The 24,432-nt window shown below is 61.7% G+C and carries 21 protein-coding genes and 1 pseudogene; 19 read left to right on the forward strand and 3 right to left on the reverse strand.

Going from position 1 to position 24,432, the window contains the following annotated elements; genetic code table 11:
* Nucleotides 1–56: 56 nt before the first annotated feature.
* Nucleotides 57–1,478 (forward strand): 3-isopropylmalate dehydratase large subunit, encoded by a 1,422-nt coding sequence (gene leuC, locus AC05K6_RS01210; protein WP_476727538.1) that lies wholly within the window; start codon nucleotides 57–59, stop codon nucleotides 1,476–1,478.
* Nucleotides 1,479–1,583: 105 nt separating this feature from the next.
* On the forward strand, nucleotides 1,584–2,180 hold the full coding sequence (gene leuD, locus AC05K6_RS01215) for a 3-isopropylmalate dehydratase small subunit (RefSeq protein WP_293789949.1): 597 nt from the start codon (nucleotides 1,584–1,586) through the stop codon (nucleotides 2,178–2,180).
* Between the two features lie 3 nt (nucleotides 2,181–2,183).
* Here leuD and AC05K6_RS01220 read toward each other — a convergent pair whose 3' ends face one another.
* Entirely contained in the window at nucleotides 2,184–3,212 is a 1,029-nt protein-coding gene (locus AC05K6_RS01220) for an NUDIX hydrolase (protein WP_476727539.1), read from the reverse strand.
* Between the two features lie 104 nt (nucleotides 3,213–3,316).
* On the opposite strand from AC05K6_RS01220, the gene AC05K6_RS01225 reads away from it, so the two are divergent.
* Complete coding sequence (locus tag AC05K6_RS01225; protein ID WP_476727540.1) at nucleotides 3,317–4,321, forward strand: NAD(P)H-dependent glycerol-3-phosphate dehydrogenase; 1,005 nt, start codon at nucleotides 3,317–3,319, stop codon at nucleotides 4,319–4,321.
* An 81-nt stretch (nucleotides 4,322–4,402) separates the two neighbouring features.
* On the forward strand, nucleotides 4,403–5,506 hold the full coding sequence (locus tag AC05K6_RS01230; RefSeq protein WP_476727541.1) for a D-alanine--D-alanine ligase family protein: 1,104 nt from the start codon (nucleotides 4,403–4,405) through the stop codon (nucleotides 5,504–5,506).
* A 225-nt stretch (nucleotides 5,507–5,731) separates the two neighbouring features.
* On the opposite strand, the gene AC05K6_RS01235 is transcribed toward AC05K6_RS01230, so the two are convergent.
* Nucleotides 5,732–6,844, reverse strand: a complete 1,113-nt coding sequence (locus AC05K6_RS01235) for a DUF3515 domain-containing protein (RefSeq protein ID WP_476727542.1) — start codon at nucleotides 6,842–6,844, stop codon at nucleotides 5,732–5,734.
* Nucleotides 6,845–6,937: 93 nt separating this feature from the next.
* Between AC05K6_RS01235 and AC05K6_RS01240 the strand changes: the two genes are divergently transcribed.
* Together AC05K6_RS01240 and AC05K6_RS01245 are read left to right on the forward strand one after the other, a co-directional pair.
* Nucleotides 6,938–7,936, forward strand: coding sequence for a thiamine-phosphate kinase (locus AC05K6_RS01240; RefSeq protein WP_408925558.1), 999 nt, complete (start codon nucleotides 6,938–6,940; stop codon nucleotides 7,934–7,936).
* Between the two features lie 9 nt (nucleotides 7,937–7,945).
* Nucleotides 7,946–8,644 (forward strand): uracil-DNA glycosylase, encoded by a 699-nt coding sequence (locus AC05K6_RS01245; RefSeq protein WP_408925559.1) that lies wholly within the window; start codon nucleotides 7,946–7,948, stop codon nucleotides 8,642–8,644.
* On the opposite strand, the gene AC05K6_RS01250 is transcribed toward AC05K6_RS01245, so the two are convergent.
* Complete coding sequence (locus tag AC05K6_RS01250; RefSeq protein ID WP_408925560.1) at nucleotides 8,641–9,108, reverse strand: MarR family winged helix-turn-helix transcriptional regulator; 468 nt, start codon at nucleotides 9,106–9,108, stop codon at nucleotides 8,641–8,643. The genes AC05K6_RS01245 and AC05K6_RS01250 overlap by 4 nt on opposite strands.
* Nucleotides 9,109–9,121: 13 nt before the next feature.
* Between AC05K6_RS01250 and AC05K6_RS01255 the strand changes: the two genes are divergently transcribed.
* From AC05K6_RS01255 to smc, 13 genes and pseudogenes are all read left to right on the forward strand, one after another.
* A complete protein-coding gene (locus AC05K6_RS01255; protein WP_448307573.1) occupies nucleotides 9,122–9,622 on the forward strand; it encodes a VOC family protein in 501 nt (166 codons plus the stop codon).
* A gap of 252 nt (nucleotides 9,623–9,874) precedes the next feature.
* A pseudogene (locus AC05K6_RS01260) lies at nucleotides 9,875–11,088 on the forward strand (IS110 family RNA-guided transposase).
* 234 nt (nucleotides 11,089–11,322) lie between these two features.
* Nucleotides 11,323–12,858 (forward strand): DAK2 domain-containing protein, encoded by a 1,536-nt coding sequence (locus AC05K6_RS01265; RefSeq protein WP_448307574.1) that lies wholly within the window; start codon nucleotides 11,323–11,325, stop codon nucleotides 12,856–12,858.
* Nucleotides 12,859–12,861: 3 nt separating this feature from the next.
* Nucleotides 12,862–15,027: an ATP-dependent DNA helicase RecG gene (locus AC05K6_RS01270; protein ID WP_476727543.1), complete on the forward strand. Its 2,166-nt coding sequence runs from the start codon at nucleotides 12,862–12,864 to the stop codon at nucleotides 15,025–15,027.
* A 26-nt stretch (nucleotides 15,028–15,053) separates the two neighbouring features.
* The gene (locus AC05K6_RS01275) at nucleotides 15,054–15,287 is read left to right on the forward strand and encodes an acyl-CoA carboxylase biotin carboxyl carrier protein subunit (RefSeq protein WP_293789967.1); all 234 of its coding nucleotides are present in this window, start codon (nucleotides 15,054–15,056) and stop codon (nucleotides 15,285–15,287) included.
* Between the two features lie 19 nt (nucleotides 15,288–15,306).
* The gene (locus AC05K6_RS01280; RefSeq protein ID WP_476727544.1) at nucleotides 15,307–15,876 is read left to right on the forward strand and encodes an RsmD family RNA methyltransferase; all 570 of its coding nucleotides are present in this window, start codon (nucleotides 15,307–15,309) and stop codon (nucleotides 15,874–15,876) included.
* Between the two features lie 10 nt (nucleotides 15,877–15,886).
* Nucleotides 15,887–16,372, forward strand: a complete 486-nt coding sequence (gene coaD / locus AC05K6_RS01285; protein WP_476727545.1) for a pantetheine-phosphate adenylyltransferase — start codon at nucleotides 15,887–15,889, stop codon at nucleotides 16,370–16,372.
* A 59-nt stretch (nucleotides 16,373–16,431) separates the two neighbouring features.
* Nucleotides 16,432–17,166, forward strand: a complete 735-nt coding sequence (locus AC05K6_RS01290; RefSeq protein ID WP_293789973.1) for a DivIVA domain-containing protein — start codon at nucleotides 16,432–16,434, stop codon at nucleotides 17,164–17,166.
* Between the two features lie 18 nt (nucleotides 17,167–17,184).
* On the forward strand, nucleotides 17,185–17,724 hold the full coding sequence (locus AC05K6_RS01295; RefSeq protein ID WP_476727546.1) for a YceD family protein: 540 nt from the start codon (nucleotides 17,185–17,187) through the stop codon (nucleotides 17,722–17,724).
* A 28-nt stretch (nucleotides 17,725–17,752) separates the two neighbouring features.
* The gene (rnc, locus tag AC05K6_RS01300; protein ID WP_476727547.1) at nucleotides 17,753–18,487 is read left to right on the forward strand and encodes a ribonuclease III; all 735 of its coding nucleotides are present in this window, start codon (nucleotides 17,753–17,755) and stop codon (nucleotides 18,485–18,487) included.
* Nucleotides 18,480–19,343, forward strand: a complete 864-nt coding sequence (mutM, locus tag AC05K6_RS01305) for a bifunctional DNA-formamidopyrimidine glycosylase/DNA-(apurinic or apyrimidinic site) lyase (RefSeq protein ID WP_476727548.1) — start codon at nucleotides 18,480–18,482, stop codon at nucleotides 19,341–19,343. Before rnc ends, mutM begins: the two co-directional genes overlap by 8 nt.
* 99 nt (nucleotides 19,344–19,442) lie before the next feature.
* Nucleotides 19,443–20,918 carry an alanine/glycine:cation symporter family protein gene (locus AC05K6_RS01310; RefSeq protein WP_476727549.1) on the forward strand — a complete coding sequence of 492 codons (1,476 nt, stop codon included), beginning with the start codon at nucleotides 19,443–19,445 and terminating at the stop codon, nucleotides 20,916–20,918.
* A 20-nt stretch (nucleotides 20,919–20,938) separates the two neighbouring features.
* Nucleotides 20,939–24,427: a chromosome segregation protein SMC gene (smc, locus tag AC05K6_RS01315; protein ID WP_476727550.1), complete on the forward strand. Its 3,489-nt coding sequence runs from the start codon at nucleotides 20,939–20,941 to the stop codon at nucleotides 24,425–24,427.
* Nucleotides 24,428–24,432: the final 5 nt, after the last annotated feature.

A 24,432-nucleotide genomic window follows, 5' to 3' on the forward strand; every position in this document is an offset into this window, starting at 1 on the left:
TTTGATACTATACATTCCATCCAGTGGAACTGTATAGCGGACACAGAGGAGAGACCGTGACGAACCAACCCTTAACCCTCGCGGAAAAAGTCTGGCGCGACCACGTCGTCGAAGCCGGAGAAAATGGCGGCCCCGACCTGCTGTACATCGACCTGCACCTGGTACACGAGGTTACCTCCCCTCAGGCATTCGACGGCCTGCGACAGGCCGGGCGCAAAGTCCGCCGACCAGATCTGACCATCGCCACGGAGGACCACAACGTTCCCACCGTTGGCGTGAAGACGGGTCAACTGACCGAGATTCAGGAACCCACCAGCCGCCTGCAGGTCTCCACCCTGCGCGACAATGCCGAAGAGTTTGGCATCCGTCTGCACTCCATGGGCGACATTGAACAGGGCATCGTCCACACCGTTGGCCCACAGCTGGGCCTGACCCAGCCCGGCATGACGGTGGTCTGCGGCGACTCGCACACCTCCACCCACGGCGCCTTCGGCTCCATCGCCATGGGCATCGGCACCAGCGAGGTCGAGCACGTGCTGGCCACCCAAACCCTGCCACTGAAGCCCTTCAAGACCTTGGCCATCGAGGTTTCCGGCGAACTGCAGCCAGGCGTGACCTCCAAGGACCTGATTCTGGCCATCATTGCCAAGATCGGCACCGGTGGCGGCCAGGGGCACATCATCGAATACCGCGGCGAGGCTATCGAAAAGCTGTCCATGGAAGCCCGCATGACCATGTGCAACATGTCCATCGAGGCCGGCGCCCGCGCGGGCATGATCGCCCCCGACCAGGTGACTTTCGACTACCTCGAAGACCGCCCACACGCACCACAGGGCGCGGACTGGGACGCAGCCGTGGAGTACTGGAAGTCCCTGCGCACTGACGACGACGCAGAATTCGACACAGTCGTCCACATCGACGGCTCCGCGCTGACCCCCTTCGTCACCTGGGGCACCAACCCCGGCCAGGGCCTGCCGCTGGCGGAGGCAATCCCACAGCTGGAGGACTTCACCAACGACAACGACCGCCTCGCCGCCGAGCGCGCCATGGAGTACATGGACCTCAAGCCAGGCACCCCGCTGCGCGACATCAAGATCGACACGGTCTTCCTCGGCTCCTGCACCAACTCCCGCATCGAAGACCTGCGCGCCGCCGCGGAAGTCATCAAAGGCCGCACAGTTGCCGACGGCACGCGCATGATCGTTGTGCCTTCCTCCACGCGGGTGAAGATGCAAGGAGAGGATGAAGGCCTCGACCAGATCTTTATCGACGCCGGGGCGGAGTGGCGCACCGCAGGTTGTTCCATGTGCCTTGGAATGAACCCCGACCAACTTGCCCCCGGCGAGCGCTCGGCCTCCACGTCCAACCGAAACTTCGAAGGCCGCCAGGGTAAGGGCGGGCGCACACACCTGGTCTCCCCGCCAGTCGCCGCCGCCACCGCTGTGACGGGCCACCTCGCAGGCCCAGCGGATCTGTAAAACGACCGCTAGATACCCGCACAAGACCTGCCCAAAAATTTTTTCGAGCCTCCCCGCCAGCGACCTAGACAGCAGGTGGGGGAGCAGAAAGCAGAGAAGAGCACCATGGAAAAGTTCAACACTCACACTGGCGTGGCGGCCCCCCTGAACCGCTCGAACGTCGACACCGACCAGATCATCCCCGCCGTCTACCTGAAGCGCGTGACCCGCACCGGCTTCGAGGACGGCCTGTTCGCCGGCTGGCGCAAGGATCCAGAGTTTATTCTGAACCAGGAGCCCTACAAGAACGCCTCCATCCTGGTGGCAGGCCCCGACTTCGGCACTGGCTCCTCCCGCGAGCACGCCGTCTGGGCGCTGATGGATTACGGTTTCCGCGTGGTTCTTTCCTCCCGCTTCGCCGATATCTTCCGCGGTAACTCGGGCAAGGCGGGTCTGTTGGCCGCGCAGATGGAGCAGTCAGACATTGAACTGATTTGGAAGCTGCTGGAACAGCAGCCAGGGGCGGAAATCGCCGTGAACTTGGAAGACCGCACCGTCACCCTCGGCACCCACACCTTCGGCTTCGACGTGGACGATTACACCCGCTGGCGCCTTATGGAAGGCCTGGATGACATCGGCCTGACCCTGCGCAACGAAGAGGCCATCGAGGCTTTCGAATCCCAGCGCGCCAGCTTCAAGCCACGCACCCTGCCCGCCAGCTAGCGCTTACTTCACAGCCAACGGGCTGGCCAAGTAGTCCAGCCCCAGCAACTTATCGCCGACGAAGTGCAGTACCCACGTGCTGGACTTCTTCACCCGCATATCCTCAATCTCCACGCCGTGCTCGCCCGCCACGCGGGCCAGCACACCCGGGATCACCGTCCCCTGGCCAACAACCATCGACACAGGCGCGGTCGTGGCGGCGTGGAACGCATCCACCGCTGCATCCGAATCGGCAGCCCAACCGGCATCGCCCAGGTTGGCGTCAGAAGTAACATCCAGCCCCAAGTCCTCAGCAATAGGCGCAGCCGTGTGCTCACAACGCACCGGCACGGCAGAGGAAATCGCCTCCGGGCGGTAACCCGACAACCCGGAAACCAGCAGCTCCGCCTGGCGACGGCCCTTCTTGCTCAAAGGACGCAGATCATCGTCACCAGCCCACCCTTCACGCGCATGCGCCTTCGCATGGCGGACATATAGCACTCGACGATCGCAGCCCAACTGCAGCAGACCCATAGCCGCATCCACGACCTTCAGATCCGCCTCATAGCTCAGCAGCTCCTTCGCGTCGGCGGGGGAAACCCAACGCAGCTCATCGGACTCATCATTGGCCTCGAACTCACCGGAAAGGTGCTGGGCAGTCCAGTAATAAACCACCTTCGTGCGGGAACCCACAGGGTAGTGGACATAGCCCAACAGCCAGCCCAAACGCACCTCAAAGCCAGTCTCCTCCAAAATCTCGCGCATGGCGGTACCCGGCAGATTCTCACCCGGATCAACCTTGCCCTTCGGCAAAGACCAGTCGTCGTAGCGAGGACGGTGAATCAGCGCGATCTCCACGTCCGTGGACTCGGGGGCGGAAGGAGTGGAGTCCGCGGCGTCACCGGAAAAGCGCCAAATAACCGCGCCGGCGGCGAAGGTGGGGCGAGCGAACTCTTCGCTGGGACGGGATCCGATGCGGGTCACATGCCCCTGATCGTGCCGCGACATGGCCAGGGACGTAGAAAGATCGCCAGTTCCTGTGTGAGTGATCACTTTTAAAGGGATCCCTTTCGATAGACTATTGCCGACAATCGTATAACGAACCCAAAAATTATTTCGAACTGAAGCCACAGCAGACGGGAAGGCAACAAAGCGACATGGTGCAAGTAGCGGTGATGGGTGCGGGATCCTGGGGCACGACTGTTGCCAAGGTTTTTGCCGACGCCGGCAACGAAGTCCGTCTCTGGGCACGGCGCGACGAAGTCGCAGATGACGTGCGCGACAACCACCGCAACAGTGCATACCTGGGAGACATTGTGCTGCCCGACGCGCTGACCGGCACCAGTGACCCCGCCGAAGCTCTAGACGGCGCGGAGATCGTGGTGCTGGGCGTGCCCTCACAGTCACTGCGCGGGAACCTGCAGAAATGGAAAGAGCAGGATCTCATCGGCGCGGATACCTCCCTGGTGAGCCTGGCCAAAGGCATCGAGCACTCCAGCGGGCTGCGCATGAGCCAGCTGGTCTCCGAGGTAGCGGACGTGCCCAGCGAACGCGTGGCTGTGCTGACCGGCCCGAACCTGGCGCGCGAAGTTGCCGAACAACAACCCGCTGCGACCGTAGTGGCATGTTCGGATATGGACCGCGCGAAGTTGATCCAGGCCGCCGTGGCGGCGCCGTACTTCCGCCCGTACACCAACACGGACGTCATCGGCTGCGAAATTGCCGGCACGTGCAAGAACGTCATCGCTCTGGCGGCGGGCATTGCCGCTGGTATGGGATTCGGCGATAACACCGCCGCCACCGTGATCACCCGCGGCCTGGCGGAGACCACCCGTTTAGCGTTGGAGGTCGGCGCCGACGCGCGCACGCTCAGCGGTCTGGCGGGCATGGGGGACCTGGTGGCCACGTGTACGTCTAAGCTCTCGCGCAACCGCAGCTTCGGCGAGCGACTCGGCAAGGGCGAAAGCCTGGAAGAGGCCGCCAAAGCCACCAAGGGACAAGTCGCTGAAGGTGTGGTCAGTAGTCAGTCCGTGTTCGAGCTGGCGGGGAAGGTCGGCGTGGAAATGCCGATCACCGAAGCCGTGGTGGGAGTGTGCCACGAAGGTGCAGACGTGCAGCAGGTGATGATGGGGTTGCTCGGCCGCAGTCGGAAGGCCGAGTAAGCCACAGGCAGACTGGCAGTCGGGTCGAAGTGGCGGGGCGGTGGGAATGCGGCGTCAGAAAAACAGCTAAGGTAAAACACCGTGAGTAACCAAGCCAAGAAGCACGCACGTACCACTGTCGCCGTACTGTACGGAGGGCAGTCGACTGAGCACTCCGTCTCCTGCATTAGTGCAGGCGCGGTGATCGACCACCTGGATCCGGAGATTTACGAGGTCCTGCCGGTAGGGATCACTGAGGCGGGCGCGTGGGTGCCGGGGACGACCGATACTTCCCGGCTGCGAGCCAATGGGCGCGAGATGCCACGTGTAGAGGATTCCGGCGTACACGTGCAGCTGACATTCGGTGGGGCTGGCTCGGCTGCCGCGGGGGAGATGCGCTACGTGACCGGCCCGCAGGCTGGCGAGGTATTTGCGAACGTAGATGTGGTGTTCCCGGTACTGCACGGCCAGAATGGCGAAGACGGAACCGTGCAGGGCGTGCTGGATCTGGCGGGCGTGCGGTACGTCGGCAATGGCGTGCTAGCTTCCGCTGCGGGCATGGATAAGGACTTCACCAAGCGGCTGGCACGCGAAGCTGGGATTCCGGTGGGCGAGGAGCTGATTCTATCCCAGCCCCGCGATCTGGCCGCTGAAGAAAAGCAGCGGCTCGGGCTGCCGGTGTTTGTGAAGCCGGCGCGCGGCGGGTCGAGCATTGGCATTTCTAAGGTGGATAGCTGGGAAGAACTAGACCCAGCTATTGACCTGGCCTTTTCCCATGACAACAAGGTGATTGTGGAGGCGATGATTCACGGAGCCGAGGTCGAGTGCGGTGTGCTGCAGTATGCGGATGGTTCGATCGTCTCGTCGGTTCCTGCCATGCTGAACGGCACCGAGGATGGCGCCGAAGGGTTCTATGGTTTTGACGCCAAGTATGTCGATTCGACCGTCTCCGCCACCATCCCGGCGCCGCTACCTGCGGACGTTGTGACGGAGGTGCGCAAACTGGCGATTCGCACGTTCAATGCGTTGGGGTGTGATGGCATCGCGCGCGTGGACTTCTTTGCCACGGAGAACGGGCCCGTGCTGAACGAAATCAACACCATGCCTGGATTTACGCCGATCTCGATGTATCCGAAGATGTTCGCGGCTGAGGGGATCAGCTTCGGCGACCTGGTCAGCGCGCTGATTGCCCGGGCGCTGGCTTAGGCCAGGGGAACCTTGTGGCGGGCTCCTTTTAACCTGCTCACGAGTTCCGAATGTCGCTAGATCGGGAATCTGTTACTGGTAATGGTTGTCCATAAAATAAAAGCCCAGTTCAGGGGTTTGCGGTTTGGTGGGCTACTTATCGGCGCGTGGGCACTTTCCCGTTTTAGCGACATCCCCCTGGGGCACCCACTCCTGAGGGGCCGGTGTCGCTGAAAGGGAAAGAGGTTAGCGCGACTGAGCAGAGCTCCCAGCCTTCTCCGTATTCTTCAGGGATGTAGAGATCGCACTTGAAACGGAAGAGATCACCTCGTTGCCAGCAGATTGCGGCATGGCTAGGCCGATGACCTGCTCGTGGCCCAGGGCAAACCAACGCCCCATAGTCGACCCGCGGGAAAGAGATGGATCAGAGAACCAGGGAACTTTGTTTACCTGCGTTAACTGTGCACCAGGCGCATAGGACTTAGGCATAGCCAGACCACAGCGAATCACCACAGGTTCTTGCTCCTCGGCGAGATAGGTAGCCGATCCGCTGGGAGCCTTATCCAACACAGACCGGTCTACTCCATCGGGAAGGAGATCAGGCTTCACCAGGTCAGTACCCTGCTTGTCCTGGTCAGCGCTCTTTTCCGATCCTCCAGCGGATCTGTGGACCAAACGCCAGTCGCCCAGTGCCTCCGGCAGAGATCCCAGGAACTTATGGCATGCAGGGGACTCGGTCGCGCCACCGGAAGTGGAACCGTCAGCCTCGCCGGAAGTGGAACCGCCAGCCACCGCAGCATCGGATAGTGGGTAGGGGGCGGGCTTTGCTGGAGAGTTGGCGTCATAAACAGAGGAAAGAGCAGACCCCACCGCACCGAGGGCATCGCCGACATCCGCCGACGCAGTCACCGCAACCGCAGGCGAACCGCCGACCGCGTACCACGTCCGCAGGTCAGACCCAGGAGTAGCATCCGAGACGGCGGTCCAGCGCGTATCGCCTTCCGACACCACGGGCGACAACTCCGAGTACTGGTCGGGCACGTTCACCCCACAGCGCACAGAAAGCTCCGAACCCGAAGAATCGCGGTACGCCGCCGTGCCGTCCGGCCTAGGATCCCGCACCTCAACGGCACGGAAGCGATCCATCTTCTCCGGCAACCCAGCCACGAAATCGGAGCAGACCTGCGACGACGCCTCCGGCGCATCCACCGGCCCCAGCGCCACAGGCGCGTACACCTTCCGATCCACCGTGATCTTCGCAGCGGTGATCACCGCAATAATCAGCACCACGGCAAGCACCGTCGACAGAATGATCAGGTACCGCGGGGTGGAGACGGGGGAGGAGGCTTCGTCACTCATAGCGCACCATCTTAATTAGACTAAGCGCGGGAACCCAAGCATTGGAACCAAACATTGGAACCCAAGCATCACCGCAACCACGGAAAGGTCCGCATGCGTACTCAACTCACTGTCGCCGAGGCAGGCGAGGCCGCTACCATCGCGGCGATCCGCAACGCCGCGCCGAGTTCTCTTAATGGCGATGACGCCGCAGTGTTGGAGCCAACAGGCACAAATTCACGTCATGTGTGCTCGACGGACATCCTCGTGCAGGGCCGACACTTCACCTTCGACTACTCAACTCCGTGGGAGGTCGGGGTGAAAGCTGTGACACAGAACTTCGCGGACATTCAGGCGATGGGAGCACGCCCCACCGCGATCCTAATGGCGATCGCCACGCCAGGGGATTTGCCGCTGCAGACGGTGGCGGATATCGCGCGCGGCATCGACGAGGGGGCTTCGCCGTGGGCCGCGGAACTTGTCGGTGGAGACGTTGTGACCAGCAAGGATTTGGTGATCTCCATCACCGCCTTGGGTGAGATTTCCGGGCCTGCCGCGGCTCTGACTTTGGACGGCGCGGGCGTGGGGCAGCGGATTATCGCCAGTGGGCCAATCGGCTACAGCGCGGCGGGCCTGGCGATCCTGCGCCACTACGGCTCGCGCAAGGCGATCCCGGCAAACGATCCGATCCTCAACGAACTGGCAGATTGGCACTGTGCTCCGCGTCTGGAGCCAGGCCGCGGATCCGTCGCCCGCGCTACGGGTGCGAGCGCCATGACGGATAATTCCGATGGCTTGATCGTGGACCTGTGTGCCATCGCGGAGCGCTCCGGGGTGTGCCTGGACCTGGACGGGGCGGCGCTGGTACCCGATGAGAAGCTGCGGCATGCAGCTCAGATGACTGGCAAGAATCCTCTGGAGTGGATTTACACCGGCGGTGAGGACCATACTCTCCTTGGAACTACGGACGCCCGCATGCCCAGTGGCTACCGCCGCATCGGGACTGTTCGCAGCCTCTCGGATGAGGTTGGGGAGGACTCGCCTGGCGGGGTGGACTACGTGCTGGTCGACGGCGGCCGCCCGCCGTTTTCATCTGGCTGGCAGTCGGTGTAAGGAGCAGGCATGAATTCCGTACGAGAACAAGCGCACCAGCTGATCGAGCGCATCCACCCGGCGTGGTACCTGCCGGGGCTGCAGTCGGTGCTGGAGGGTGCGCTGGCTGAGGGGCAGCTGGTGGCCCAGCAGGTGCAGGCGGGACAACGAGCGCAGGTCCTGCCCGCGCCCGAAAAAATTTTGCGGGCTTTCGAGTCCGACCCTACCCAGGTGAAAGTGCTGATCGTTGGGCAGGATCCGTACCCCACGCCCGGACATTCCGTGGGGCTGGCGTTCTCTGCGGAGCTGCCCGCGGGCGAGCCACTGCCGAAGTCGCTGAAGAATATCTACACCGAGTACACAGACGACCTCGGCCTGCCAGCCCCTTCCAACGGGGATCTTTCCCCGTGGGCCGACCGTGGGGTGCTGCTGCTTAACCGCGTGCTCACTGTGCAGGCGGGCAATGCCGGTAGCCACCGCGGTCGCGGCTGGGAGGCCATCACCGAGGCCGCTGTCCGCCAGGTTGCCGCCAACCCGCACTTCGCCGCCATCCTGTGGGGCAAGCAGGCCCAGCAGCTCGCTCCGCTGATCGGCGCGGAGCGCTGCGTGATGTCCCCGCATCCCTCGCCGCTGTCCGCCTATCGAGGCTTCTTTGGTTCGCGTCCCTTCAGCAGGGCAAATGCGATCCTCCAGGCTTCCGGCGGCGCGCCCGTCGACTGGCGGCTCTAGCGACGATGGCCGGGTCCGTTCGCTTCTTTGTCGGATTGTGCGGCCTCGAGTTTTCCGAGGAGTTCTTCCAAGTTGGTCAACTCTCTATGGGTGAGTCCCTGGAAAAATGAGTCACGTCCTTGACGTAGGGCAGGCTGAACATCGTCCCACCACTGCTGGCCAGCGGGTGTCAAACAGAGGAGTCGTGATCTCGCATCGGCGGGGTTTGATCGAGCTTGAACCCACCCCACCGCCGTGAGCTTTTTGATTGTGGCGCCGATGTTTCGCGGGTCAACGGCTGTAACCATTGCTACGTCGTTTTGCGTTCGTTCGCCTTCCGCGATCGCCGCCATGGCTGTGAACTGCGCGGTGGTAATTCCCTGCTCTGTGAGGAGAGCTGCCCATGCTCTCTCGGCGCGGCGTCCAAGTGTGGCCAACAGGAAACTAGCGCCTTGGCGGTACTTGACTTTGCTCGAATTATTCATATTTTATGTATACATGACTTCGTTGAAAATCCCGACTGGACACAACACAGTAAATCCCTTCGCTATCGTCCCCGACTCCGTGAGCTTCATCCACTTCGTGGAAACAGTTTTCGATGGTCGAGAAGCAGCGCATGTTCGCACGCCGGATCGAGATGGTTCGATCATCCATGCGGAAGTAATGGTTGGAGATGCCACAATCATGCTTTGTGATCGAAAGCAAGATTGGCCGTTCACGCCAGCCCTCCTGCAGGTCTACGTTCCTGACGCCCAGGCGTGCCTTGATAGGGCTGTAAAGGAAGGAGGCCGCGTCGTCACTCCAACTAGCGATTTCTACGGTGGCTATCGTCTCGCAAGACTTCTTGATCCGTGGCAAAACCTCTGGTGGCTCTACGAGCCGACGGCTCAACCGCAAAACCAGGACGAGCGCGACAGTGACACCGAGTGGCACGATAGCGAGCCGAGTGCCGTCTACAGCACTCTCATGGAGACTATGTGCTCTCTGGGTGAACGATAAACAAGTCAACCCGTTACCTTGTGAGTGTCCCTGATAATGGGGATAGTCGCTGGTCCCGGTATGGCTTACCTGCCCTGTAGTTTCCATAATCCGGGGGGTGTTGCCGCCGGGTTCCAGGACTTTCGATGACAGCTGATAGGGACACGGCCAGTTTCAAACTAGGTCTCTTTGTAACGTGGGTGCTTGCAACGAAGGTCATGACACCAGCGACTGGAACAACGCCATACCCATCTCGTTTTCTAGGAGCTCATCATGTCTCCGGAGCATTCCATCGACATATTCCTTGGTCTAGACGTCGGCAAATCTGAACACCACGCCTGCGCCTTAGACCGTGATGGCAACAAGATTTTCGACAAACCGTTGCCTCAACTCGAATCCGAACTAGCAGGCGTTTTTCACCAGCTACAAAAGCTTGGCACCGTACTCGTAATCGTCGACCAACCCAACACCATCGGCGCACTACCGATTGCTGTAGCCCGGGACTGCAGTTGCGAAGTCGGATACCTGCCAGGTCTTGCGATGCGCAAAGCTGCAGATCTCTATCCCGGACGTGCAAAAACAGACAAACGCGACGCATTCATCATCGCCGACACCGCCCGCACAATGCCCCACACGCTACGTGCCGTCGACCGCAATGATGAGGTACTCTCCGCCCTAAAGATGCTGTCCGGCTTCGATGATGACATCGCCCGCGATTGCACTCGCACTGTCAATCGGCTTCGCAGTATCCTCACCCAGATCTACCCCAGCCTGGAACGAGTTTTTACTGGTAGCACCCTGACTCGCACGCCGATCCTGGAATTATTGATCCATTACAAGGGACCGCAGGGGCTAAAAAGAGCCGGATACCAACGAGTGTTGAACTGGATGATCAAGCACACACGTAAAGACCCCACCCCGCTGGTAGACGACATTTTTGCAGCGCTGAAAGCTCAAACAGTCACCGTGCCTGGAAGCGATGCCGCCGAGTTAGTAATTCCTCAACTGGCTGCAAACATCAAGGCCCTCAAAGAGCAACGAAACACCATTGCTGAGCAGGTTGAAGAGATGCTCGCTGATTTCCCTCTTTGTGAGGTCTTGGATCGAGTATGCCCGGAGTCGGCATCAAGACCGCAGCGCAGATCCTCCTTACGATCGGTGATGGCTCCGACTTCGATAGTGCTGGCCACTTAGCTGCTTATGCTGGAATAGCACCCGTGACTAGACGATCCGGTTCGTCGATCAGAGGTGAGTTCCCAGCACGGTCAGGCAATAAACGACTGAAAAACGCCTTGTTCTACTCCGCATTCGCGGTTATCCGCAGCCACGAACCGTCACGGCGGTATTACGAACGCAAACGCGCTGAAGGAAAACGCCACAACGCAGCAGTCATCTGCCTGGCACGACGCCGATGCAATGTCATCTACGCGATGCTGAAAAACAAGGAGTTCTTCCGCGAAATCCCGCCACGCCCCGTCGCCGCATAAAGCCCAAAGACGAAGCCGACCAGCACACCCTGGCCGGCTCCTAGGCACGCCTAAGAAACTACTCCCAAGACTGTACTCGCCAACATCGGCCCGACACTTGACAAAAACATAGGGACACCCCCCACCTGGATTCGCGTTGGATGCGGGAGATCTACATCACTGGCACGGAAGGAATAACGCGCCACGATCCCGTAAACCGCCCTGCTGTCCGGCTGGTTCGCTAGGGTAGTGGGAGTGAAATCCAGGAAGGCAGAGGCGCAACCGGTGGCAGAAGCACAACCGGCCAATCAGGCGCCCGCTCAGCTCGACGCGCGCATTGTCGCCCAGTGGGCTCGCCTTTCGGCCAGCCGGCTGCGCGAGCAGAGCCAGGCAATCAACGCCCTGAACGTCTTCCCAATCCCGGATTCCGATACTGGCTCCAACATGGCGCACACCATGACCACCGCAGTTTCGGCGGTCGATGCGCTGGAGGAAGGCGCAAGCCTCCCCGAGGTCACCATCGCCCTGGCCACCGGCGCGGTTCGTGGCGCCCGTGGAAACTCCGGCCTGGTGCTCAGTCAGGTATTGCGCGCGCTCGCCGAAGCAGCTTCGCAGGGGCACATCGATGGTCCCGCCGTGGCGGACACCCTTTCGCAGTCGGTGGGTTTCGTCTGCACTGCAATCTCCACGCCCGTCGAGGGCACCGTCATCAGCGTGCTCGATGCCGCCGCCACCGCCGCGCACGAAGCCGAGCCGAACCTCGCCGACGTCGCCACCCGCGCCCTCCACGCCGCCGAGGAAGCCCTGGCCAACACACCCAACCAGCTGCCCGTTCTCGCCGAAGCTGGTGTCGTGGACGCGGGCGGCCAAGGCCTCGTGGTGATCCTGCAGGCCCTGGTCGATGTTCTGGACGGGGCGGGTCTCGTTGATGACGCCCCCACGCCAGACCACGACCGAACCCAGCAAGAAGTCGAAGTGATGTTCTTCTTCGAAGGGAATCTGGCCGCCCTGCGGGAGCTGCTGGAGGCTCATGGCAATTCGGTGATCGTAGGACCCCTGGGGCCAGAGTCCGGCACCGCGCACGTGCACACCAACCGAGCCGGCGAAGTCATCGAGAAGGCCTTCTCCCTGGGAACTGTCACCGACTTGCGCATCGAGGTTCTGCCGGCCGACGGGGAACCCAGCCACCCCGGAATTCAGGGCACGCCTGTTCCGACGACCGGTGAGCCTAAGGCGGAAGACCAGGGGCCGTTCATCGTGGCGCTCACGCCCACCGGCGGGGTCGCGCGACTTTTCGAGGCTGCGGGGGCAGTGGCGGTGGCGTCACCAAACAATAAAACCCTGGGCGAAGCAGTGCAGGGGCTGGGCGCAGGGCCGATAGCCGTGCTGACCAACGGACAGGATGTCGCCGCCCTACAAGGTTTGGACGGGGCGCGGGAAGTCGACATTATCGACACGAAATCGCTGGTTGGTGGGTTAGCGGCACTAGCGGTGAACGACCCCACCGTGGACTGGGACGATAACGTCGAAGAAATGATCGACGCGGTCGAAGCTCAGCGTTTCGCCACCTGCCCGCCCGACACGATGGTCGATACCCTCAGCGCCATGCTGGCCGACGGTGGCGAGCTGGTGACCCTGCTGTGGAGCGACCCGGCAACCAACCAAGCTGCCGTCGATGGGCTGAAAGCCACCTTCGCCGAGCTATACCCGGACGTGCAGATCGACGATCACCACATCGAGCTACAAGGCAACGACCACGACCCGTGCCTGGTGCAGATCGGAGTGGAGTAGCCCATGCTGGGATGGCAGGACTCGCGCCCGCTGTCGGTTGCGATCTCCAACGACCGCGCGAAGCGGCTAGCCGATAAACCTGGCATCAAAACCATCGCCGACGCGGTCCTAAACTTCCCCGTCACCTACGCACGCCTCGGCTCACCTCAAGGGCTGGACGAGTTGCGAGTAGGGGAGAAGTACACCTGCGCTGGGGAGATCCTCAGCGTGGAGGAAAAGGACAACCACTCCGGGCGTGGGCCGCGGAAATACCTGGCCTTTACCTTTACCGACGGCAGCAGGCATTTCCGCTCTGCACTATTTGGGAACGTGGCCTACCACCGCAGCCGCATAAAAAATGGTTCGATGCTGCTCCTACACGGCAAGCTCTCCGAGTTCAATGGACAGTGGGAGCTGAAAAACCCCAGCTATGTCTCCATCCTCCCCGCAATGGATGCCGAATTCGGCATGTTTGGGCCGCTGAAGACCATCGTGGATGTCATGGGCTCCGAAACCGCTGCGCAGGAGCTCTTGGCCAAGCCGTGGATGCCGGGCTACAAGCGCCGCCCCGGTACGTCCACCGCAGAGATGCTGGGGGTGATGGATCACGTGCTGCGGGTGATGGACGAACCCGGCGAATTCCTGCCGCTGCCACGACGTAACCCCGGCGCGCCTGCCTGGCCCGTCGACGGAAAGGGGCGCCCGCTGATTAGCTTCGCGGATGCGCTCCGGCAGATTCACCAACCCAGTGAGGCCGGCCCCGCACCGGCCCGGAGAAGGTTGAAATTCAACGAGGCGCTGGAACTGCAGCTGGTCATGGCTCTACGGCGCAATGACGCCACCAAGCGCACCGGCATGGCGCTCGCGCCGGGCGAGAACGTGAAAAAGCTGATTGCAGGGCTGCCATTTGACCTCAGTGCGGGACAGAAAATGGCGCTGGAGGATATCGGCTCCCGCCTTGGCGGAACCACCCCGGCAAACCTGCTACTGCACGGAGAGGTCGGTTCCGGCAAGACAATGGTGGCGCTGATCAGCATGCTGTGGGCGGTGGATTCCGGCTATCAGTGCGCCTTCGTTGCCCCGACGGAAATTCTGGCCGTGCAGCATGCCCGCAACCTGGTGAAGATGCTGGAGAACACCGATGTGCGAGTATCCGTGTTGGTTGGCTCCCAGAAGCAGGCCGATAAACAACGCACTTTGCTGGACCTGGTTTCGGGGCAAACGGACATTGTGGTCGGTACCCATGCGGTGATTCAGGACTCCGTGGAGTTCTATCGGCTTGGCATGGTCGTGGTGGATGAGCAGCACCGCTTCGGCGTGCAGCAGCGCAACAAACTGCGGGAATCAGCGCCGGTGGATGCGACTCCACACATGATGGTGATGACCGCGACTCCGATCCCGCGGTCGGTGGGTATGACGATGTTCGGCGATCTGACTCCCATTACCTTGGTGGGCAAACCCGGTGGTCGGGGTGATATTGAAACCGTAGTGGTGCCCGCTGACAAAGCGCGTTGGGTGCGTCGCTCCTGGGAGCGCATGGGGGAGGAAATCCAAGCCGGAGGGCAGGCCTATGTAGTGGCACCCCGAATCGATGGTCCCGCTGGCGTGGAACAGTGGTGCGAGCGCATCGCTACGCAAGAGCTGCCTGGCTGCAGCGTGGCAATGCTGCACGGCAAAATGGACGCGGCCGACAAGGACGAGGTCATGCAGGACTTCGCTGCCGGGAAGATCGACGTTCTGGTTGCTACCACAGTCATTGAAGTCGGCGTGGACGTGCCCAATGCCTCCATGATGATGATTCTGGAGGCCGAGAACTTCGGCTTCTCCCAACTCCACCAGCTACGCGGGCGAATCGGCCGTGGACGGCGGGATTCGCTGTGTTTGCTGCACACCACCGCCGCACCGGATAGTCCTTCCTTCCATCGCCTGCAGGTGGTGGCCGACAGTAATGATGGATTCCGCCTTGCCGAAGAGGACCTCAAGATGCGCACCGAGGGGGATATCCTCGGCCAGGATCAGTCGGGACGCTCGGCGCGGAGGGCGCGTCTGCTAGACCTCAGCACCGACGGCGAGGTGATTGAGTCGGCCCGCGACTACGCCGAAGCATTGGTGGCTTACGACGAACAATTAGCGCGCTCCTTGGTGGTGGACATCGAGATCGACGATCAGGACTTCATCGAAAGGAACTAGTCACCCCAATTGCTAGACTCTGGGGCATGGAAATCTGTGCCCCATTTGCGGGAGTCGTGCACTTCCTCGTCGCCGACGGTGATGCCGTCGCCACGGGTGATGTTTTGTGCACGGTGGAATCGCTAAAGCTGGAAGCGCCCGTCCTCGCGCCGGGGCCTGGCGTGGTGCGCAGAAGCAACTCGCAGGACTATGTGGACGTGCACGGCGGGGACGTCCTGTTAAGGGTTGAAGCGCCAGAAGACACAGCAGTAAGCAAATAGGCAGGTTGAACGCAAAGCAATGACACGCATCATCTCTGGAACGGCTCGCGGACGCAGCATCAAGGTTCCTCCGGCGGGCACGCGCCCCACCTCCGACCGCGCCCGCGAAGGCCTGTTTTCCTCCCTGCAGGTTCGCTTCGGCTTTGTTGATGAAGTAGTGCTGGATCTTTTCGCCGGTTCCGGTGCCCTCGGTTTGGAGGCTGCCAGCCGTGGAGCCAAGGAGGTCACGCTGGTGGATAGTAGCGCCGCGGCGGTCAAGGTGATCAAGGACAATGCGCACGTCGTGCCTGAGGCGAAGCTGCAGGTAGTGGAGGCGAAGGCGTCATCCTTCCTAGCCGCAGCACCGCGCAATCACTACACCATGGTGCTGGCCGACCCGCCCTACGAGCTCGCCGATGAGGCCGTCGCCGAGATGGTGGAGGCTCTCATTCCGGTTCTTACTAAGGACGCCGTGGTGGTGGTCGAACGCAATAGTGCCTCACCAGAGACCGCGTGGCCGGAGGGTTTTGAGCCGACTGGGCAGAAGTTGAAGAAGCGTACCTATGGCATTGCCCGCTTCGACATGGCGATTTGGCGGGGCGAGGGTTAGGTTAGGTGCCATGCGAGTAGTTTGCCCTGGATCTTTCGACCCCATCACGCTGGGCCACCTGGATATCTTCACCCGTGCTGCGGCCAACTGGGAAGAGGTCGTTGTTCTGGTGACATATAACCCGAACAAGAACGGCCTGTTCACCGCTGAAGAGCGTATCGAGTTGATCGAAAAATCGATCGCCGCTATCCCGAACGGCCCGCGGAACATCACTGTGGATACCTGGGACAAATTGCTGGTGGATTACCTAAAGGAAAACAATATTCAGGCGATGGTCAAGGGGCTGCGCAGCTCCCTGGATTACGAGTACGAGCTGCCGATGGCGCAGATGAACCAGCGCCTTTCTGGGGCGGAGACGTACTTTCTGCTGACCTCCCCGGAGTATGGGTATGTTTCGTCCACCTTGTGCAAGGAAGTGGCGAAGTACGGCGGTGATGTTTCCGGTCTGCTGCCCGAGCCGGTGGTTTCTGCGGTGGAGGAGAAGTTCCGCGGCTAACGCACGCAAAGCCGTGTCTAAACCTGTACTTGAGGTCAAGTGATGGCACAGTGGAGGCCATGTACAAGACATTCCAGGGTATGGATGACCTACAGCAAATGGTGGAGCAGGCCTATGGCGTGCCCATGACCTCTAACTGCATGGTTCCGCGCCGCGAGGTGCTGGACATTCTCGACGAAATGCGCAACGCAATCCCCATCGAAATGGATGATGCGCAGGACGTCCTCGACCACCGCGATGACATCATCGCCGACGCCCGCGACCAAGCCGATGCGACTATCGCCGACGCCAACTCCGAAGCTAATGCCATCGTCCAGGACTCCCAGGATCAGGCTGATCAGATTCTCAACGACGCCCAGACACGCGCTACCAACACCGTCGCGCAGGCTGAGGATCAGGCAGATCGCCTTGTTAGCGATGCCCGTCGCGAGTATGACCAGGTAACCAGCCGTGCCGCCGACGAGGCCGAGCGCCTGGTCAGCGAAGGTAACGCCAGCTACCAACGCTCCGTCGACGAAGGCCTGGCCGAGCAGCGTCGCTTGGTTTCCGAGTCGGAAGTCGTGCGCAATGCACAGGCCGAAGCCAAGCGCATCATTGAATCCGCCCACGCGGACTCCGACCGCCTGCGCACCGAATGCGACCGCTACGTCGATTCCACCCTGGCAGACTTCGAGGAGACCCTCACCACCACACTGCGCACCGTCAATCGTGACCGCTCCGCCTTGCGCAAGGGCGCCGGCGCCTCCGGTTATCAGAACGACGGCGACCCCCATGGTTACCGTCAACAGCTTTAGACGGGTAGAAATAGGGGTATGAGTAACCCCTTCGTTCTTGCAGTCGGCGACATCCCAACTGGACTCAGCGAGCCGGTCGACGCCCAGGGGGCGTCACCAGTACCGTGGGGCGGCAACATGCTGGGCGTAGCCGAGGGTGCGCCCGTCGAAGTTCATGGAACCCTGGCGAACTTGGGCGAGGCGATTATGGCCACCTTGCAGGTAAGCGGTGAAGCTACGGGCACGTGCTCCCGTTGCCTGCAGAAGCTTTCCACCACCCTGGAATATTCCATCAGCGATGTGTTCGGCCTTACCCCGGACTTCATCACCACCGACGACAGCTCCGATGATGAGGACGAGGTCGACGAGCCGCTGCTAGTGCACGACAATGCCATCGATATCTCTCAGCTGGTGATCGACGAAGCTGGCTTAAATGCACCCTTTAGCCCCGTGTGCACGGACTTTGGCGCCGAATGCCGTGAGGATACCCCGGCACCGGATGGCATCAGCGAGGAAGCTGAGGAAGAGGATCGTCCGGACCCGCGCTGGGCCGGGCTGGAAAAATTCAAGAACCTCTAAAGCATCGAGAAAGGCAATCTAAAACCACATGGCTCGTAAACGCCGACTAACCGGCGAAGCCGCCCTCAACGCCGCCTACGGCAAGTCCGACCACACCCCGCTGCTTGCAGCCTGGGGTGTAGATCTTCCGGATGACCTTTTGTGCCTGGCGCTGACGCACCGTTCCTTCGCCAACGAAAACGGTAACCTGCCCAACAATGAGCGTCTGGAATTCTTGGGCGATGCCGTGCTTGGCCTGGCCGTTGCGGAGCAGCTGTACCGTCAGTTCCCCGATCGCTCGGAATCCGACATCTCCAAGATGCGCTCCGGAGTGGTCAACATGTACGCCTTGGCCGGTGTGGCCCGCCGCCTGGGAATGGGTGAGTACATCCTGCTCGGACGAGGCGAAATGCTGACCGGAGGAAAGGACAAGCACTCCATTTTGGCGGACTCCGTAGAGTCCATGCTCGGCGCGATCTACCTGCACCACGGCTTCGAAGTCGCCCGCGCCACAGTGCTGCGTATTTTCTCCGACATGATTACCGAGGCCCCCACGACTGGCCTGAACATGGACTGGAAGACCGTGCTGCTGGAGAAGCTCTCCGACATGAAGCTGCCCCTGCCCACCTACGAGGTGCGTGGCGAAGGCCCGGAGCACGACAAGACCTTCTTCGCCACCGTCACCATCGACGACCTGGTTGCCCACGGCGAAGGCCACACCAAGAAGGTCGCCGAGCACGCCGCCGCCAAGCAGGCCGTGCAGAAGCTTAAAGAGCGTGCCTGAGCTACCCGAGGTTGAGGTCGTCCGCCGCGGCCTCGAAGAGCACCTCGTCGACCGTCGCTTTACCGACGTCGAGGTCTGTCACCCGCGCGCCGTTCGCTCCGGCGACCCGGATGTGCTTGTTTCTTTTCTTCGTGACGCCACCTGTACCGCCGTTCACCGCCGCGGAAAATTTTTGTGGCTGGATTTTGGCCAAGATCTCCTCGTACAAGTGCACCTGGGCATGAGCGGCCAGATGCTCGTGGCCGAGCCCGGCCAGGTGCAGTCCCCGCATGTGCGCATCCGGGCTGGCCTATCCGATGGGCGCGAACTGTGCTTCGTGGATCAGCGCACTTTCGGCGAGTGGCGGCTGGAAAAGGCCGTGCCGGATCCGTGGGGAGTGGGAGTCGAGGGGGCGTCCAAAAAATTTTTACCCCACAACGTCCGCCACATCGCCGCAGATCCTTTGGAACCTGCGTTCGATGCCGCGCTGGCGGTGGAACGGATGAAGGCCAAACGCGCGGCTATTAAGACGGTGTTGCTTAACCAAGAGGTCGTCTCGGGAATCGGCAATATCTACGCGGACGAGGCGCTGTTTCTGGCTGGAGTGCGGCCCCGACGCAGTGCCGCGCTGCTTAGCCGACCGACACTGCACCGCATTCTCAATGCAGCAGCAGAAGTGATGGAACGTGCCCTTGAACAGGGCGGAACCAGCTTTGATGCGCTGTATGTGAACGTTAACGGTGCGTCGGGGTACTTTTCGCGCTCATTGAATGTCTATGGCCGCGGCGGTAAACCGTGCAGGAAGTGTGGGGCGCCGATCAAGCGCGTGGTCGTCGGTGGGCGTTCCACACACTATTGTGCGGCATGTCAGACCTAGGGGACTGGCGAAACTTAGAACTTCCTGAACTGCGGTGATGGGTGGAAAAGTAGGCGCGTGCATTTATTTTTGGCACTCGTTTCAGGTAAATTTCTCGCCATGGAAACAATTGAAAATTTCGTGGCGAATACGCTCAACGAAAATGTGTGGAAGATCATCCCCGTCTTCCTCCTCGCAGCCGGCGCGTACTTCGGCATCCGCACTCTGGTAGTGCAAATCCGCATGGTTCCGGACATGTTCCGCTCAGTCAAGGAACCGGCGGTGGGCAAGAGTGGAGAGAACATCTCTGCTTTCCAGGCATTCAGTATCTCTGCGGCGTCTCGCGTGGGTACAGGCAATGTGGTGGGTGTGGCCATCGCGATCACCCTCGGCGGACCGGGTGCAGTGTTCTGGATGTGGATAGTCGCCCTGGTCGGCGGCGCAACCGCTTTTGTTGAGGCCACTTTGGCTCAGCTGTGGAAGTCCCGCGACAAGGAGGGGTATGTCGGTGGCCCGGCGTACTACATGACGAAGGGGCTGGGAGCGAAGCCGCTGGCGCTGATCTTCGGCATCGCCATCACCATCACCTACGGCTTTGTGTACAACGCGGTGCAGACCAACTCCATCGCAGAGGCCGCGGGCTCCTCGCTGCACTCCCTCAACCCGAGTATCGCCGCTGACGCTACCTGGCTCAAGGTGACCGTTGGCCTGGTGGTTGCAGCACTGACCGCCATGGTGATCTTCGGTGGTGTGAAGCGTATCGCCAACGCCACCCAGGTGATCGTTCCGCTGATGGCTACTGCTTACATTCTGCTGGGTGTGGTGGTGCTGTCCATGAATATCACTGAGGTTCCGGGCATGTTCGGAACGATCGTCGAGCACGCGTTGGGCATCAAGGAGATCGCCGGTGCCACCCTGGGGGCGGCCTTCATGAACGGCATGCGTCGTGGTCTGTTCTCCAATGAGGCCGGCCAGGGCTCCGCCCCGAATGCAGCCGCCACCGCAGCGGTATCGCACCCGGTCAAGCAAGGCCTGGTGCAGACCCTGGGCGTATATTTCGACACTCTGGTGGTTTGTACCATCACGGCCTTCATCATTCTGCTGTCCAACCCGGCCTATGGCGAGGGCGTGCAGACGGCCAACTTGACCCAGAGTGCACTGTCCGCCGAGGTAGGCGAGTGGGGTACTCACTTCATCACGATCATTCTGTTCTTCCTGGCGTTTTCCTCTGTGCTGGGCAACTACTACCTTGCCCAGGCCAACGTGGAGTACTTCACCAAGTCCAAGGCGAAGCTGAATACCTTCCGTGTGCTTGTTGTCCTCTGTGTCTTCGGCGGTGCCATCGGCACGGTGCCGCTGGTGTGGTCCTTGGCTGACACTTTTGCGGCCACGATGGTCCTGATTAACCTCTGCGCAATCGTTCCGCTGGGTGGTGTGGCCATTAAGCTACTGCGCGACTTCTCGCAGCAGAAGGCGGCAGGCCTGGATCCGATCTTCCACCGCGACAGCCTGCCGGAGCTTAAGAACGTCGAGTGCTGGGATGGCACGGACCCGGAGTGCCAGCGCGCCGAGGCTCATAACGGAGCAACCGCCTAGCGCTCTGATAGCATCAAGCAATGCACTTAAAGTCGTTGACGCTCAAAGGATTCAAGTCCTTCGCGTCCGCGACGACCCTGAAACTAGAGCCAGGCATTTGCGCCGTGGTGGGGCCAAATGGCTCCGGAAAATCCAATGTCGTGGATGCCTTGGCATGGGTCATGGGGGAGCAGGGGGCGAAGACCCTGCGCGGCGGGAAGATGGAAGACGTCATCTTCGCTGGAACGGGGGACCGCAAACCACTGGGGCGCGCGGAAGTCACGCTGACTATCGACAACTCCGATGGCAAGCTGCCTATCGAATATTCGGAGGTCTCAATCACCCGTCGCATGTTCCGCGACGGGGCCTCGGAGTATGAGATCAACGGAGCTAAAGCCCGTTTGATGGACATCCAGGAGCTACTCAGCGATTCCGGTATCGGCCGAGAAATGCACGTGATTGTCGGACAAGGCCGACTATCGCAGATCCTAGAATCCCGCCCTGAAGAGCGCCGTGCCTTCATCGAGGAGGCCGCGGGTGTGCTGAAGCATCGGCGTCGAAAAGAAAAGGCGCAGCGCAAGCTCGTTAACATGCAGGCCAACCTCGACCGCCTGCACGACCTGACCGATGAGCTGCGCAAACAGCTCGGGCCACTCGCGCGGCAGGCAGAGGCCGCACAGAAGGCCTCCGCAGTGCAGGCCACCATCCGCAGTACGCGCGTGCAGCTGGCCGCGCATAACGTCAAGCAGCTATCAGAGGAACTCAACGATTCCACGCGCCGCAGTGAGCTACTGGCCGAACAGCGCGCCGAAGTACAGGCGGAGCTGGAGGAACACAGCGAAACACTCGCCGTGACGGAAGAGGAACTACGCACAGCCCTGGAGGAAGCCGAGGCGGCGAAAAACCTCTGGTACCGGCTGTCCGCAGTGCAGGAGAAGAACTCCGCCACCTTGCGCATCGCCACCGACCGTGCGGAACAGGCACAGGTCGCCGAATGGTCCGGCCCGGACCCGCAAGAGCTGCTGGAACGCGCCGAGCGCGCCGCCGAAGAACAGGCGGAGCTTGAAGAGAACGTCGAGATCGCGGCCGAAAAACTGGAAACCATCGCCGAACAGGTCGCCGAAGCCGAGGAAGCAGCCCGCGCTGCCGAGCAAGAACACTTTGCACAAGTCCGCGCCATCGCCGATCGACGCGAGGGCGTGGTTCGCCTGCTGGCTCAGCACGAGGCCGCCGCTACTCAGCGCGACAACGCCGCCGCGGAGGTCGAGCGACTGCAGGATAGCGCCGCCGAGCAACAGGAAACTCTCGACGGGTTGCTAGAAGACATCACGGAAGCCGAGGAAGCTCTGCGCGAAACCGAGGCCTCCGGGGGCGACCTGGAGGAAACCCGCACCCAGGCCGACCGCGAGGCCGCCGGAGCAGAAGAGCGTGCCGAACAACTCCGCGCCGAGCAGCTCCAACTAGAGCGCGACATCGCCACCGCCGAGGCCACCATTGCCGCCTGGCAGGACCGACTGACCCCCACTGACGGTGCTGCGGTGGTCGTCCGCGCCGCCGACAAGGCGGGCATTGCCACCCGCCGCCTAGCCGAGCAGCTGCATATTCGCGACGGATGGGGCGCCGCCGCGGCCGCAGTGTTGGGCGATGCGGCGAGCTCGGGAATTGTTGCCCCTCTTTCTGACGCCCTCATCTCCGCTCTCACCGATGCCCGTGAAGGTCGCGCGGTGCTGTTGGACCCGACGGCTCCGGAAGGGGATGCGAGCGCGACGTTCCGCCTGGATACGGACGTTTCTGCGGGTAAGTGGCTGCTGGACTTGATGGACGTGCCCGCCGACTTGCTGCGCCCCCTGACCGCCCTGCTGGTGGACGTTGTGGCCGTGGACAGTGCGGCGGAAGTCAGGAAGGTCGTGGCCGCGGACCCGCGCCTGCGAGCCGTGACGAAGGACGGTTCCGTCTACGGCGCCGGCTGGGTCGCCAGCGGCTCCGGCGGCACGACCCCTGTCGAGTTGGCCGATAGAATCGCGGCGGAAACAGAGGGCGTCACCAAGAAAAAGAAGGAACTAGACGACCTGCAGGCAGCGCTGTCTGGCGCACTCGATGCGGCAAGTGATTTACGTACTGCCGCGGCTGCGGCGCGCGCGGCGGAGCAGGAACACCGGGCTCTGCGCGACGCGGCAGCCAAGCGCCTGGGCACGCTGCAAAAGCAGGGCGACGCGGCACAGAGGCAACTCGAGCGCAGTACCGCCGAACAGCAATCGGCCGAGCAGCGCTTGGCGAAGGCCACCGAGGAACTCGACGAGCTGGCCGACCGCGTGGCGCGCGTGGACGACGAGGAACACACCACCGAACCCTCGTCGGCTGAGCGCGATGCCGCCGCATTGCATCTATCGCAGGTCAAGGCAATGGAAATGGAGGCGCGCTTAGCACAGCGCACGGCGGAGGAGCGCGCCCAGTCCACTCGCGGCAAGGCTGAGAACCTACGGCGGCAAGCCCGGGCGGAAGAGGCCGCGCGCAAGCACCACCAACAGCAACAAGCACGCCGTGCCGCCGCGCGCGAAATGGCCACTTGCGTGCGTGAGCAGGCGCAGCGAATCGCTGACCGAATCAGCGACGCACTGGCCACCGCCGAGACCAACCGCTCGCACACCGAGCAAGCGCACAAGCAGTGGCAGACCACGATGGCACAGCAGCGCGACAAGGTCTCTGCCCTGACCGCGCAGCTGGGGCGAATGAACGACAACGCGCACACCGCCGAGCTGGCGCGCACTCAGGCGCAGGTGAAGATCGAGCAAGCCGTGGCGGGTGCAATGGAGCAGCTGGGGCTTACCGCCGAGCAGCTACTGGCCGAAGAACTGCCGGAAGATTTCGACGCGACCGCCACCAAGGCCGAGCTAAAGAAGGCGGAGAAGGCGCTGAACTCGCTGGGCAAGGTGAACCCCCTGGCGCTAGAGGAGTTCAAGGCATTGGAGGAACGCTACAACTTCCTCGCCCAGCAGCTAGATGACGTCGAGCGTGCCCGCAACGATCTGCACGAGGTGATCGCAGATGTCGATGCGACCATTCTGCAACTGTTCACCGAAGCATGGAACGACGTTGAGGTGGCCTTCCCGCAGGTATTCAGCACCCTGTTCCCGGGTGGCGCAGGCCGGTTGGTGCTGACCGACCCGGATGACATGCTGACTACCGGCATCGCGGTCGAGGCTCGGCCGCCGGGCAAGAAGGTCAAGCGACTATCGCTTCTCTCTGGCGGTGAGAAGTCTCTGACGGCACTGGCGATGTTGGTGGCCATCTTCAAGGCGCGTCCGAGCCCGTTCTATGTGATGGATGAGGTCGAGGCCGCCCTGGATGACGTGAACTTGCGCCGTTTGATCGCGCTGTTCGAGGAGCTGCGGAAGGATTCGCAGCTGATTGTCATTACCCACCAAAAGCCCACCATGGATGTGGCGAATGTTCTCTATGGCGTGACCATGCGCGGCGACGGTGTGACCAGGGTGATTTCGCAGAGGATGGCTCCCGAGAAGACCGGCTGAGCCCT

Source organism: Corynebacterium sp. TUM25020, from assembly GCF_056388495.1.

Coding starts and splice junctions, on each gene's coding strand:
- leuD (WP_293789949.1), top strand. CDS start 1,584: ATGGAAAAGTTCAACACTCACACTGGCGTGGCGGCCCCCCTGAACCGC.
- AC05K6_RS01225 (WP_476727540.1), top strand. CDS start 3,317: ATGGTGCAAGTAGCGGTGATGGGTGCGGGATCCTGGGGCACGACTGTT.
- AC05K6_RS01235 (WP_476727542.1), bottom strand. CDS start 6,844: ATGAGTGACGAAGCCTCCTCCCCCGTCTCCACCCCGCGGTACCTGATC.
- AC05K6_RS01240 (WP_408925558.1), top strand. CDS start 6,938: ATGCGTACTCAACTCACTGTCGCCGAGGCAGGCGAGGCCGCTACCATC.
- AC05K6_RS01245 (WP_408925559.1), top strand. CDS start 7,946: ATGAATTCCGTACGAGAACAAGCGCACCAGCTGATCGAGCGCATCCAC.
- AC05K6_RS01250 (WP_408925560.1), bottom strand. CDS start 9,108: ATGAATAATTCGAGCAAAGTCAAGTACCGCCAAGGCGCTAGTTTCCTG.
- AC05K6_RS01255 (WP_448307573.1), top strand. CDS start 9,122: ATGACTTCGTTGAAAATCCCGACTGGACACAACACAGTAAATCCCTTC.
- AC05K6_RS01270 (WP_476727543.1), top strand. CDS start 12,862: ATGCTGGGATGGCAGGACTCGCGCCCGCTGTCGGTTGCGATCTCCAAC.
- AC05K6_RS01275 (WP_293789967.1), top strand. CDS start 15,054: ATGGAAATCTGTGCCCCATTTGCGGGAGTCGTGCACTTCCTCGTCGCC.
- AC05K6_RS01280 (WP_476727544.1), top strand. CDS start 15,307: ATGACACGCATCATCTCTGGAACGGCTCGCGGACGCAGCATCAAGGTT.
- coaD (WP_476727545.1), top strand. CDS start 15,887: ATGCGAGTAGTTTGCCCTGGATCTTTCGACCCCATCACGCTGGGCCAC.
- AC05K6_RS01290 (WP_293789973.1), top strand. CDS start 16,432: ATGTACAAGACATTCCAGGGTATGGATGACCTACAGCAAATGGTGGAG.
- AC05K6_RS01295 (WP_476727546.1), top strand. CDS start 17,185: ATGAGTAACCCCTTCGTTCTTGCAGTCGGCGACATCCCAACTGGACTC.
- rnc (WP_476727547.1), top strand. CDS start 17,753: ATGGCTCGTAAACGCCGACTAACCGGCGAAGCCGCCCTCAACGCCGCC.
- AC05K6_RS01310 (WP_476727549.1), top strand. CDS start 19,443: ATGGAAACAATTGAAAATTTCGTGGCGAATACGCTCAACGAAAATGTG.
- smc (WP_476727550.1), top strand. CDS start 20,939: ATGCACTTAAAGTCGTTGACGCTCAAAGGATTCAAGTCCTTCGCGTCC.